The organism is Kosakonia sp. N21 (assembly GCF_050587465.1).
Lineage (GTDB): Bacteria > Pseudomonadota > Gammaproteobacteria > Enterobacterales > Enterobacteriaceae.
In genome coordinates, this window is sequence record NZ_JBOBHR010000001.1 from 96,742 (window position 1) to 108,865 (window position 12,124).

Sequence of the window (12,124 nt, forward strand, 5' to 3'; positions counted from 1 at the left end):
GCGCAGAGCCACTCTTTGTTTGCCCTACCCGAGTCGATGTCATGAGTTACTTTTTTGTCACCACACTTCAGGTTTTTTTCTGCGTAGCCCTGCTTTGCGGTCTGCTCTGGAGCCGTGGCCCGTGCCCGGCGGTGCGGCCACTGGTGTGGTCGTCGCTTGGCGGGTTGGCTGCCGGTCTGCTGTGCGGGCTGTTTTTCCGTGGCTCGCAGTCGGTTCAGTTGCTGCTGGTCTGCGCCGAAGTGCTGGTGTCGCTGCTGTTCTTGCTGAGCTTTTGGTGGGTGCCGCACCGCGTGCGCTACCTGTTGCAGGGCGTGCTGGTGCTGGGTGCCGCGCGTCACTGGGGGCTGGACCCCAACCTTGGTGGTCTCACCAGTACCCACGTTCTGAATACCGACCTGCTGCTTAATCTCACTTCCCTGGTGCTGGCCTTCGCGGTGCTGAGTCTGGCGGCGGTGCTGTGCGGGATGCTGGTCAGCCGTCTGCGCTGGCTTTACTGGCCGCTTACGCTGGTGGTGATGGTGCTGATCTGGTTGCCACTGAGCGGCAACGTGTTGTTACTGCTGATGAAACTGCAAGTCGTGCCGTTGCTCAAGCCGCTGCTGAGTTTTGTCGCGCGGGTAACGAATAACGCTGAGCTGTACAACTGGGCGGGCGCGGGTGTGTTGCTGCTCCTTGCGGTGTGCTGGCTGCCTGCGTTGAGCCGTCGTTTTCGCGCTGTGCGCCTTCAGCAGGAGCCGATTGCACACCGTCTTGCCCGCGCGCAACGCCGCAATGCCACACGTCTGTTACTGACCACCATCGCGTGTGCCGTCGTGGTGATTGCCGGTCAGCTTTGGTGGAACCTGGTCGCGTCGCAGCCGCCGCAGTTATCACAGGCGCAGCCGGTCACCCTGGCAAGCGACGGCATGGTTCATCTGCCGGTGGCGCAACTGCGCGATGGCAAGCTGCACCGTTTTGTCTGGGTGGCGGATGACGGTAAAGCGGTGCGCTTTTTCATCATCAACCGCTATCCGGACAAGCTGCGCTTTGGCGTGGTGTTCGACGCCTGCCTGCTGTGTGGCGATCAGGGCTATGTGATGGAAGGCAACCAGGTTATCTGCGTGGCCTGCGGCGTGCATATTTTTATTCCGTCTATTGGTAAGGCGGGGGGCTGTAACCCGGTGCCGATCGACAACTGGCGCAACGACGAGAAAGAGCTGACCATCCCGCGCGATGCGCTGGCAGCCGGGGTGAACTACTTCTCGACGGTGATGACCATCAGCGTGACTGACCCGGTGGATAAAACCACACTGACCAATACCTCTGCCGAATACAAATACAGCTGGGGTGGTAAAACCTGGTTCTTTGCATCTGAAGCAAACTATAACCGCTTCCGCAGTGCGCCTGAGCAGTTTGCGCCAGGCCTGGCGAAGGAGGAGTAGCCATGTTATGGCGAATGCTACGGCAATCCTGGGGGCGTAATATCCGGCGTAAGGCGCTGGCGATACTGACCGTTTTTCTGGCCTCCAGCCTGATTTCGGCGCTGCTGGCGGTGTCGATTGATATCGGCGACAAGATGTCGCGTGAGCTGAAATCCTACGGCGCGAACATCCTGATTGAACCTGCCGGGCAGGCTGCACTCCCGGCGATGTTCAGTGAGAAAAGCAACCCGCTCTCTGGCCAGGATTTCCTGGATGAGTCGGAATTACCCAACATTAAAGATATCTTCTGGCGCAATAACATTGTTGGCTTCGCCCCGATGCTTGGCGGCGAAGTGACGGCCAATGGCCGTGAGACGCCGGTGTTAGGCACCTTCTTCAGCCAGCCGGTCGACATCCCGGATGAAGAGGGGTATCAGACCGGGCAGCGCACGGTCAGCCCCTTCTGGCAGGTGGATGGCGCGTGGCCGCAGGAGCCGGTTGGTGAGGTTCCGCAAGTGCTGGTGGGGCATGCGCTGGCGCGTAACAGTGGCTGGAAAGTGGGCGATAAGATTGCGCTCCGCGCCGGGGAACACGCTCAGAATGTGGTGGTCAGCGGCATCCTCTCCAGCGGTGGCGAAGAAGATAATCAACTGGTGATGCCGCTCGCTACCGTTCAGCAACTGCTGGGGTTGCAGGGCAAGGTGCAGGCGATCCGCGTTTCGGCGCTCACCGTGCCGGAAAACGAACTTTCACGCCGCGCGCGGGAAAACCTCGAAGCGCTGAACGCCGAAGAGTACGACCTCTGGTACTGCACAGCGTATGTCTCCTCGATTGCTCATCAGCTTGAAGAAGCGATTTCCGGGGCGGAAGTGCGCCCGGTCTGGCAGGTTGCCGCGTCAGAAGGCGTGGTGATCGACAAGATCCAGTTGCTGATGGGCGTGGTGACGCTCGCCGCACTGGTGGCTGCCGCGATGGGGATTGCCTCGCTGATGACCAGCACCATTATGGAGCGCGCCAAAGAGATCGGTCTGATGAAAGCGCTGGGCGCGCGGCAGTGGCAAATTCTGCTGCTGTTTTACCTGGAAGCTGCCTCCAGCGGCCTGGCGGGTGGCGCGCTGGGGTGCGTTGCCGGTTGGGGGCTGGCAAAAGCCATCGGGTTAATGCTGTTTGCTGCCCCGCTTAATTTTGCCTGGATTGTGGTGCCTTGCGTGCTGGTGATTGCGGTACTGATTGCGTTGATTGGCACCTGGTTCCCGGCGCGGCGCATTGCCCGTCTTTACCCTGTGGAGGTGCTGTATGGCCGCTAAGCGCGACATGCTCTGGTTGCTGGTGTGGCGTGCGTTGCGCCTGCGTTTACAGCGCGTCAGCGTGGTGTTCGCAGCGCTGACCGTTGGGGCGATGATCGTCACCGCGCTCTCTGCCGTGTGGTTTGATATCAACAGCAAGATGAGTGAAGAACTGCGCACCTTCGGGGCGAATTTCTACATCGGGCCTGCGCACGGTTCGGGTATGCCGCAGCCGGAATTGCAGGCCATTCTGGATAACGCCCCTGCCGGGCTTATCCATGGCGCCAGTCCGTGGCTGTATGGGATGGCGCGCACCGAACTGGAAAAAGTGGTGATCGTCGGGGTGTGGTTTGAATCAATGCAAAAACTGGCGCCGTACTGGCAGGTTACCGGCAACTGGATTGGCGTGAGCTTTGACGATCGCAACGCGATGATCGGCGTCAAGCTGGCTGAGCGTCTCAACGTCCGGCCAGGCGACAGCATCACGCTTGTTGATCATCAGGCGCGTAAAAAGTTGCTGATTAAAGGCGTTGTCGAGGCAGGCGATGCGACCGACAACATGCTGATCGTCAGTCTGGATGTGGCGCAAAGCTGGCTGCATCAGCCGGGCAAAATCAGCCATGCTTTGCTGAGCGTGAGTAACGATGTCGGGCAGGTGGAAAGCTATGCGCAGGGTTTACAGCAGCAATACCCGGATCTTGAGATCCGCCCGGTGCGTAAAGTCTCGGCTTCTGAAGGCCAGGTGCTGGACAAGATCAAAGGGCTGATGGGGCTGGTTTCAATCGTTATCCTGGCGCTCTCATCGCTGTGCGTGAACACCACGTTGATGGCGATTGTGGGTGAGCGTTCGCGTGAGTTTGCGCTGCAAAAAGCGCTCGGCTCCAGCAATGGCGACATCATGCGCCAGATATTACTGGAGACCGGCATTATCGCGCTGGCGGCGGTGGTCTGCGGTTGGGTGTTGGGCTATTTGCTGGCGCAACTGCTGGGAATGACGGTGTTTAACGCCACCATTTCCCTGCGCCTGCCGGTACTGCCCATTACCCTGGTTCTGTCGTTACTGGTCGCGGTGCTCGCGGCCATTGTTCCGGTGCGGCGCGCGGTTAGCGTTGAACCGGCAAAAGTGCTTAAAGGAGAGTAACGCGATGTCTGTAACGCACATGCCGCAGATGGCTATCGAAACCCGCCATCTGTACAAGCGCTTCGGCGACGTCACCGCGCTGGACGATATCAATCTGCGCATCGAACGCGGTGAGTTCGTGGCGATCATGGGCGCATCCGGCTCCGGTAAAACAACGCTGATGAACATTCTGACCTGCCTGGACACGGCCACCGAAGGGCAGGTGATCCTCGACGGTACCGATGCCGCAGCACTGGATGAAGAGGGGCGGCGGCGTTTTCGTGCAGAGAAAATTGGCCTGGTGTTCCAGCAGTTCCACCTGATCCCGTTTCTTACCGCGCTGGAAAACATCATGCTGGCGCAGCACTACCACAGCGTGGTGGATGAAGCCGCCGCACGTGCCGTACTGGCGCAGGTGGGGCTGGAGCACCGCATCACCCACCTGCCAAGCCAGCTTTCGGGCGGTGAACAGCAGCGAGTGTGTATTGCCCGTGCGCTGGTGAATGAGCCGCCGGTGATTTTTGCCGATGAACCAACCGGTAATCTGGATGAAGAGAATGAGCAGCGGGTACTGGATTTGTTAACCGATTTACACCGCCAGGGGCGCACGATTGTGATGGTGACGCACAACCCGGCACTCGGTCAGTTTGCCGATCGGATCGTGCGCTTACAGCACGGGAAATACCTTGGCGAGGAGAGAACACACCATGCGTTGGCTTAACGGGATGGTACTGCTGCTGGTGGTGTTATTAGGCGGCTGTAAAGAAGAGAAACTGGCGCAGGGCGCGCCCGCACCTGCGCTGGCGGCATTTGATTTGCACGGCAAAGATGCCAGCCTCGAGAGCTGGAAGGGTAAGCGGGTGTATCTCAATTTCTGGTCAGCAAGCTGCGGCGGCTGCCTTGCTGAGATGGACTCGTTGCAGGCGCTGAGCCAGCAGTGGGGCGATAAAATCGTGGTGGTGGCGGTTAACACCGATCCGGATTCCGTGGACATTAATGCGCTGTTGGCGAAGCACCAGATAACCTATCCGGTATTGCGCGATCAACTGAAGATCACCCAGGAGCGTTACCAGGTGATTGGCACGCCAACTTCGGTGTTGATTGATGAACGGGGAAGGGTGCTCAGCCTGCATCAGGGGGCACGTAATCTGCCGGAATTACAGGAAACATTTACCCAACTTGCCCGTCAGTAAAACAGACGATGAGGGAGTGCGTGTATGGCATTTATCTGGACAGATAAGAAGGTGAGTTTTCTGCGTAAAAGCGCGGGGATACTGACAACACGCCAAATCGCCGACAAGCTAAAGACCAATATCACGGTGGTGCGCAATATGGCCTACCGTCTCGATTTACATCTCCGGGTGCCGAAATATAACGAGAAGCACCTTGAGCGGGTGCTGGCGCTGTATGACTCTGCGGAGAATTTCAGCCTGAAAGAGATTGCGCAAAAAACCGGGCTGACGCTCAGTACGCTGCATTACATTCTCTATGTTAAAAGCAACCTTCCCCTGTGCAGTAAAACGGAATATGTGGTGTTTGATACCGACGATGCCGTGCAATACCGTGTCCCGAAAGAGGTGCTGGATCTTGAAAGCTCAAGCCTGGATGGACCCAGTAACGACGACAGCGTACGCGATATTTACCTTATTGATGGCACCCGCTATGCTGCCCGCAATATCCGGCAGGAAGTGGTGATCAGTCGCAATCGCGCCTGAACGGCTTGCCGGGAAAAAGGAGCGAGCCATGCAGTCAGTACGGCGAATGGGGGACGGGTATGAACCGCAGGTCTGGCAGGAAGGCGACCGGCTGACTTACTCGCTGCCTGTGGAGTCCGGCTTTGTCAGCTTCGATTTCACCTTCGATATTCAGCCACGCGATCTGGATGTTCTGCTCGCCGACGACTACCGCCGCGCGGTGCTTGAAATTGTGGCTCACACACTGCTCCAGCGCGCAAGCGTGCGCGCCAGCTTTACGCAGAGCGACTTCGATAAACTGATCGCAGAGACGCTCCACGCTTCGCCCGAGGTTCTCCAGGCGTTAATTTCCCGCATCGCTCAGGAGCATAACATTGCGATTGAGCAGTACGTGCAGGAAGCCATCAAGCGGCGATCGCTGTAGACGCAAATGCAGCGCGACCCGCGACGACATTGTTAGCGGCAACCGGTGCTGGCTGTGCTGTGTCAGCGTTGTGTTCCCGGCCATCATCTCGCTGAACGGTTTTAGAAAACATAACCCGCTTTTGTCGACTTCAATTTTTGCCGTATTTCTCCCCTGTTATCCCACCAAATCCGGTAGCCCGGCGCTGTCATCCCGGCGTGAAGACGCTATAGTGCACTTTCGCCAGAGGCCGGTCGTTGGAATGGAAGAAGGGAATCTCGCATGTCGGGCAGTCAGAAATTCGTCTTAATTCTCCTTGCGTTAGCACTGCTGTTCGTGGCGGGGATTGGGTATTACTCCACGTGGTTTAACGCACTGTTCGTTGCCATTTTTATCTGTGTGATGCTGCTCATCGCTCGCCCGCTGTTGATGCCCGCCGGGTATGGCGCAAACAAAATACGCGCGCTGACCGTGGTGCTGGGGATGGGCATTATTGGTAGCGGCTCCAGCGTGCTGAATACGTTGTTGCCCACCATCTGGTCTTTGCCGGTGCTGCAAAATGCCCCGGCCTGGCTGAAGAGTATTCAGTTTATCAGTCAGCCCTCGCCGTGGGTCATCACCTTTGCGGGGCTGGTGGTGATCGGCGTCTTCTACTGCATGCGGGATAAAACGGTCAGCGGCGGTCACCCGAAACCGCTGAAAGACGATTTCCCTGAAGAGAGCTTCCCCAAAAAATTGCAGGCGTTTTGCAATGCGCTGGAGCGGGATTTGATCACCGTCGACCAGGACAGCAACTGGAGCCCGGAATACTATACCGAGCTACAGGCCGAAGTGGAGATCCGCAAAACGAACGGCGTTGCATCGCGCAAAAAAATCATGCGCCTGCAAGATGCCATCCGCAAAGACCGAAAGTCACAATCGTTTCTGATTCTGGGTGTGCCTGGTGCCGGGAAAAGCGTGGCGCTGCGCAAACTGGCTAAAGACATGCTGGCGGAAGTCAAAAAAACCAACCGCGTACCTATCTATGTCAACCTGCGCGAATGGGTGCCGACCAGCGCCGCGGCAGGCAACCGCTCCGGGTTCACTGTTCGCGAGCTGGAAGAGTTTGTCATCAACAATGTCTCCCAACGCGGCGACGTGTTCACCAAAGATTTTATGGATAAGTACTTCCGGGATCTCTGGCGTACGGGGCGCTTATTTTTTATTTTCGACTCGTTTGATGAAATCGCCGAACTGCTGGACGCCAACGAAGATTCCGATGTCATTAACTCGCTTTCCAGCGTTATCTCTAAGTTTATGGCTACGCACCCTGCGTCGCGCGGCGTTTTATCGTCGCGGATTTTCAGGCAGCCGACGCGGGCGTTTCTGGCAGATAAAGTGCTGGAGATCCGCCCGCTGTCCGAGTCCGGTATTTCGGAAGCATTAAGCCGGTACCCGCAGTTTACTGAGCAGGTCAGAAATGAACTGTTCAGCCATCGTCAGGATTTGATGCCGCTGGCGCGTAACCCCTTCATTATGGCGCTGCTGGGGGAGTGGATTGCAGTAAAAGAGCAACTCCCGGCAAACCAGGCGGAGATTTACAAAAACTATATCGATCGCCGCTTGCAGCTTTGCCATCACCGTCTGAGCAACGCGGGGATCACGGCGCAGGAAGTGATTGCGGTCTCGACCGATATCGCCTGGTTTGTCTTTCGCTCATCGAAGTTCGGACTTGAAGCACCGGTTAAGGTGATCAGTCAACACTTCAACTCCGGCAAGGTGGACGCGGTGTTAGAGGTGCTGCGCTATGCCAGAATTGCCAGAGTTACTTCCGGCGATGAGAAGTCATTCGCGTTCGTGCATCGTCGCTTCCTGGAGTACTTCGTCACCGCCCGGCTGCTGCAAACGCCGGAAGAGGTGCCGACTTCGCACATTCCAACGGATTCGCGTGGGCGCGATGCGCTGGTGCTGTATGCTCAGTTGTGCGAACCGGCGGAAGCACAAAGGTTAGCGGATCTCTGCTGGAGCGAGATCCAGCAGCATTTTGCCAATCCGCGCCAGCGGTTAAGGGCGATCCACTGCCTGCGATTTTTAATTGATGCGTTTGGCTCGCGGCGGGAGGTGATCCTGCCGTTTGAAGATGCACTGAGCGACTTTGTTATGGAGCACGTCAAAACCGGCGATAGCATCATCCTGGCGAAAATTTGCCTTGAAGCGACCGGCATACTCTCTGAATCGCGCGCTGCGCCGATCCTTGCTGTCGCCATTGTCGGCACGGATGGCTGGCTGCGGGAAACGGCCTTCCGGGCCTGCCGCCACTTGCCGAAAATGGAATCCGGGCTGGAAGAGGGGATTAAGAAATATGTGCTGAGCATCTCCGATGTTCATTTCTGGGCGAGCCGTAAGAATATCCTGCTGAGTTTATCCCTGTCGGATGCGTTAAGCGGCGTCTACCGGGTCGCGCAATTGCGCCTGTGGAACATGAAAGTCTCGATGGTCTGTTGCGCACTGCTTTGCGTGGTGATGCCGTTTATCGTGGCTTTCGGCGCGTCTTACGCGGCGGCGGCCAGCGCGTCTCTTTTTTTCGTGACAAAAACAGGAAAGAAAGAGAAACCTGATAACAGCCAAGGGAATAAGCCCGCCAGGCGATCTTTATCGTCGTTAACCGAATCCGGCTTTTTCGCCTGTAGCGTGGTGTTGTTCAGGATGCTGGGGTGTCTCATTCTGGCGTTTATGAGCATTATTGGGCTGTTCTCCGGGGTGATGGCCCATACGATCGCACCTTTTGCCGCTTATGGTGGGTTCGGTGGTGCGTATCGCTGGTGGACTGCCGCGCTGATTGTCGTTTCCGGCCTGCTTTTGCTGGACTGGGTGAATATCTGCCAGTTTGTTCGCCGCAACATCAAGGCTCTGCTTAATCTGCGAAAATGGCTCTCGAACCTGTCTATTCTGGCCGTGTCGGCATTGATGGTATGGGGCATGTTTACGCTGATCGACTATGTCACCAGGCGTCCGCTGGCGACGAAGGTGTTTGTCGGCATTATCCTCCTGACTTGCGCCGGGTTTGTTGTGGTTGTGGCAATAAGGGTTTTTGTGGCGTTAAGGGAGTGCTTGCGGGATCGGCGCATGCTCCGGTCGTTAACGTTGTCCCCAGCGCTTACCCGCACGGAGATCGCCCGCGTCTTTTCAGCCTGTTTATCCCACTATGGCCGTTTGCAGTATGTGCAGAAACTGGAAGCCGCCGGGGTTTCTCCGTCCGGGGAGTGGCCGGCGGAATTCCGTCTGGCTGTCGGCCTTGGCGACGCCTGGACGGCGCTGGCGCGGCTGGAGGAGCGCTGGTTAAAACTGGACAGATAAAAACAGAACAGACGCCCGATCGGTTCAGATAACGGTCGGTTTACTTTTATTCAGATGTGCGCATATCCACGCGGTGAAGCGTGTCGTAAAAGGGCGTTAAATTTTAGCGTTGTGCGGTGGGATCGATAGTCTGACTAACTTGTTGCGACTGGACTTTATCCTGATGATGATACCAGGCGCCAATAGTGGAATAGACGAAACGGCCGAAGAAAAAGAGAAAGCTGATAAGAAGTACGATACGGGTCATGCGACTGTCAAATCGATGTCGTTTTCGCATACTGGGTGCCTGACTCACAATGGTTCCTTTAGGAAAGCCCGATAAACGGGCGACAATGACATTAAGGCACAGTCTCCGGGGAAGGTCAATTCAGCCTGGCGCAAAAATGCCATGAATAAAAAATAAACAACAATTATATAAGATAAATTAAATATTTATGTGCGGAATATAATTTGCGCACAAAAGTGAAAAAAGCCGTGGAATAAAATGGCTTGCCGAGATTTTCTTGATATATATCAATTATAAGTTATTGTTCAGCACTAAACTTTCGGTTTCTTCGGGCATTTTTACCCCTTGCCCGGCATGGCCAGGTTGGATGCCTGCCTGAAATGCCCACCCGGATCAGGTTTTTTCGTTGAGCATCTATGACATTGATAAAAAAATATAATCATCTGAAAGATCAGTGGTGGGCACTGCCTCTCATCGTCCCCTCGATACTGTTTCCATTATTTAGTCTGGCTAATACATTTGCTGTAGTCTCCGGGCAGCATGTCATTCTTTACTATCTGCCGATGGCGCTGCTGATAAGCCTGATGATGTTTTACGGCTGGGCGGCATTGCCCGGTATTCTGGTGGCGCTCGTTTTACGTTACGGCGCTCTTGAGCCGTTAGTCCTGTTTCTGCAAAGCATGCGTTTACTGGTTCCGGTGATACTGAGCTGGGGCGGTTATCGCGTTTTCGTTACCCGGCGGCATCGCGTGTCGTACGGCACATCGATGCTGGTTTCCCAGCGCATCTTCTGGCAGGCGCTGTGCCCGGCTACCGTTTATCTGATCATTCTTGAAGTGGGCGTCTGGCTGAACCTGTACGATAAACCGCTCAGTGAGACGAATGCTCTGGCGCTCAATGTGCCCATGCTGATTAATTATCAGGGGTTGCTGGTCGGGTTGCTCACCGGCGTCCCCTTCAGCTATCTGGTGATCCGCATTATTCGCCATCCGCGTTATGTCATCACCTGGTTCTCGCAGTTGCGCCATGAGTTCGACCCAAAAGTCACGCGCGTGGAGGTGCTGGTATGGTCCCTTATTGTTGCCGGGATCGTCTTTTTACTGCTGATGCCGCTCAACATCCACAGCTCTATTTTTAGCACCAACTACACATTATCGTTGCTGTTACCGGTCATGCTGTGGGGGGCGATGCGTTACGGCTACCGTTTTATCTCGTTTGTCTGGACGCCATTACTGATCGTCTCCATTCACTATTTTGATCGCTATCTGCCCCGGTTTCCCTCATACGATCTGCAACTGGCTATTGTCTCTTCAAGCTACCTGGTGTTCTCGTTCATCATTATCGCCATGGCGGTGATGGCGACCCGGCAGCGTACTGTGAATGACCGCGCTCGCCGCCTGGCGTTTATCGATCCGGTAACGAATATGCCCAACCTGCGGGCGCTTAACCGCGCGCTGGCGGAAACGCCCTGGTCGGTGCTCTGTTTTTTACGCATACCGGAGCTTGAACTGTTAGGGCGCAACTATGGCGTGATGTTACGCATTCAGTACAAACAGCGGATGGCAAACTGGCTACAGCCTCTATTGATGGCGGAGGAGTGCGTCTACCAGCTCTCCGGCCACGATCTGGTGATCCGCCTGAACACCCAGTCGCATCAGACGCGCATTGAGGAGCTGGATGCGCGTATCAAAGCGTTCCGCTTTGTCTGGGATGAGATGCCGCTGCAACCGCAGGTCGGGCTGAGCTACTGCTATGTGCGCTCACCGGTGAAGCACTTGTCTTTGTTGCTGGGAGAAATGAGCACCATTGCGGATTTGTCGCTGGCGACCAACCATCCGGAAAATCTGCAAAACCGTGGTGCAACGAACCTGCAACGCAGCCTCCGGCTGAAAGTGGACATGATGAATCGCTTGCAATTGGCGCTGGAGCAGAACCAGTTTGTGCTCATGGCGCAGCGGATCCACGGCGTGCGCGGTGACGATTACTACGAGATCCTGCTGCGGCTCGGCGAGGAGGGGGGCGAGAGTATCAGTCCGGATGTGTTTTTGCCGGTGGCGTATGAGTTTGGTTTGTCGTCGCGCATTGATCTGTGGGTTATTGAGCATGTATTGCACTTTATGGCGCAAAACCGCGAGCGCCTGCCTGCGCAGCGTTTCGCCATCAATCTTTCCCCGGCGTCAGTGTGCCGCAAACCGTTCAGTCAGGAAGTCCGCCGTTTACTGCGCAAATACAGCATTGAAGCCTGGCAACTGATTTTTGAAGTCACCGAAAGCAATACGTTGAGCAGCATCATGCAGGCGAACCAGACGCTGGTGCACTTACAGTTGATGGGCTGCCGGGTGGCGATTGATGATTTTGGCACCGGTTATGGCAGTTATGCGCGGCTGAAAACGGTGAATGCCGATATCCTGAAAATCGACGGCAGTTTTATCCGCAATATTGTCTCTAACAGCCTGGACTACCAGATTGTGTCATCCATTTGCACGCTGGCGCGGATGAAGAAAATGCATGTTGTGGCGGAATATGTCGAAAGCGAAGAGATACGCAGCGCGGCCATTGCGCTGGGGATCGATTACTTGCAAGGGTATGTGATTGGTAAACCTGCGCCGCTCGAACAGCTTATTGCGCCGCCAGCGCAGGTTTAATCATGCTGCGTGGC

10 protein-coding genes are annotated in these 12,124 nt (G+C 56.0%); 9 read left to right on the forward strand and 1 reads right to left on the reverse strand.

Going from position 1 to position 12,124, the window contains the following annotated elements; genetic code table 11:
* Positions 1-41 precede the first annotated feature (41 nt).
* The 8 genes from ACQ3G7_RS00430 to ACQ3G7_RS00465 all read left to right on the forward strand — a co-directional run bounded on the left by ACQ3G7_RS00430 (position 42) and on the right by ACQ3G7_RS00465 (position 9,239).
* Positions 42-1,421: a Fe-S-containing protein gene (locus ACQ3G7_RS00430; protein ID WP_430888448.1), complete on the forward strand. Its 1,380-nt coding sequence runs from the start codon at positions 42-44 to the stop codon at positions 1,419-1,421.
* Positions 1,422-1,423: 2 nt separating this feature from the next.
* Complete coding sequence (locus ACQ3G7_RS00435; protein WP_430888449.1) at positions 1,424-2,707, forward strand: ABC transporter permease; 1,284 nt, start codon at positions 1,424-1,426, stop codon at positions 2,705-2,707.
* Positions 2,697-3,827, forward strand: coding sequence for an ABC transporter permease (locus ACQ3G7_RS00440; RefSeq protein WP_430888450.1), 1,131 nt, complete (start codon positions 2,697-2,699; stop codon positions 3,825-3,827). The genes ACQ3G7_RS00435 and ACQ3G7_RS00440 overlap by 11 nt, the downstream gene beginning before the upstream one ends.
* Positions 3,828-3,831: 4 nt before the next feature.
* The gene (locus tag ACQ3G7_RS00445; RefSeq protein ID WP_263099818.1) at positions 3,832-4,527 is read left to right on the forward strand and encodes an ABC transporter ATP-binding protein; all 696 of its coding nucleotides are present in this window, start codon (positions 3,832-3,834) and stop codon (positions 4,525-4,527) included.
* On the forward strand, positions 4,514-4,999 hold the full coding sequence (locus tag ACQ3G7_RS00450) for a TlpA family protein disulfide reductase (RefSeq protein WP_430888451.1): 486 nt from the start codon (positions 4,514-4,516) through the stop codon (positions 4,997-4,999). The genes ACQ3G7_RS00445 and ACQ3G7_RS00450 overlap by 14 nt, the downstream gene beginning before the upstream one ends.
* Before the next feature lie 24 nt (positions 5,000-5,023).
* The gene (locus tag ACQ3G7_RS00455) at positions 5,024-5,521 is read left to right on the forward strand and encodes a hypothetical protein (protein WP_430888452.1); all 498 of its coding nucleotides are present in this window, start codon (positions 5,024-5,026) and stop codon (positions 5,519-5,521) included.
* Between the two features lie 28 nt (positions 5,522-5,549).
* The gene (locus tag ACQ3G7_RS00460; RefSeq protein ID WP_430888453.1) at positions 5,550-5,924 is read left to right on the forward strand and encodes a hypothetical protein; all 375 of its coding nucleotides are present in this window, start codon (positions 5,550-5,552) and stop codon (positions 5,922-5,924) included.
* Positions 5,925-6,185: 261 nt separating this feature from the next.
* Positions 6,186-9,239: an NACHT domain-containing protein gene (locus ACQ3G7_RS00465; RefSeq protein ID WP_430888454.1), complete on the forward strand. Its 3,054-nt coding sequence runs from the start codon at positions 6,186-6,188 to the stop codon at positions 9,237-9,239.
* A 103-nt stretch (positions 9,240-9,342) separates the two neighbouring features.
* On the opposite strand, the gene ACQ3G7_RS00470 is transcribed toward ACQ3G7_RS00465, so the two are convergent.
* The gene (locus ACQ3G7_RS00470) at positions 9,343-9,534 is read right to left on the reverse strand and encodes a YfgG family protein (RefSeq protein ID WP_430888455.1); all 192 of its coding nucleotides are present in this window, start codon (positions 9,532-9,534) and stop codon (positions 9,343-9,345) included.
* 347 nt (positions 9,535-9,881) lie between these two features.
* On the opposite strand from ACQ3G7_RS00470, the gene ACQ3G7_RS00475 reads away from it, so the two are divergent.
* Positions 9,882-12,110: an EAL domain-containing protein gene (locus ACQ3G7_RS00475; RefSeq protein ID WP_430888456.1), complete on the forward strand. Its 2,229-nt coding sequence runs from the start codon at positions 9,882-9,884 to the stop codon at positions 12,108-12,110.
* Positions 12,111-12,124 lie beyond the last annotated feature (14 nt).

What these genes read in the sequence shown, in the direction of transcription:
- ACQ3G7_RS00430 (WP_430888448.1), top strand. Translation starts at nt 42, where the DNA reads ATGAGTTACTTTTTTGTCACCACACTTCAGGTTTTTTTCTGCGTAGCC.
- ACQ3G7_RS00435 (WP_430888449.1), top strand. Translation starts at nt 1,424, where the DNA reads ATGTTATGGCGAATGCTACGGCAATCCTGGGGGCGTAATATCCGGCGT.
- ACQ3G7_RS00440 (WP_430888450.1), top strand. Translation starts at nt 2,697, where the DNA reads ATGGCCGCTAAGCGCGACATGCTCTGGTTGCTGGTGTGGCGTGCGTTG.
- ACQ3G7_RS00445 (WP_263099818.1), top strand. Translation starts at nt 3,832, where the DNA reads ATGTCTGTAACGCACATGCCGCAGATGGCTATCGAAACCCGCCATCTG.
- ACQ3G7_RS00450 (WP_430888451.1), top strand. Translation starts at nt 4,514, where the DNA reads ATGCGTTGGCTTAACGGGATGGTACTGCTGCTGGTGGTGTTATTAGGC.
- ACQ3G7_RS00455 (WP_430888452.1), top strand. Translation starts at nt 5,024, where the DNA reads ATGGCATTTATCTGGACAGATAAGAAGGTGAGTTTTCTGCGTAAAAGC.
- ACQ3G7_RS00460 (WP_430888453.1), top strand. Translation starts at nt 5,550, where the DNA reads ATGCAGTCAGTACGGCGAATGGGGGACGGGTATGAACCGCAGGTCTGG.
- ACQ3G7_RS00465 (WP_430888454.1), top strand. Translation starts at nt 6,186, where the DNA reads ATGTCGGGCAGTCAGAAATTCGTCTTAATTCTCCTTGCGTTAGCACTG.
- ACQ3G7_RS00475 (WP_430888456.1), top strand. Translation starts at nt 9,882, where the DNA reads ATGACATTGATAAAAAAATATAATCATCTGAAAGATCAGTGGTGGGCA.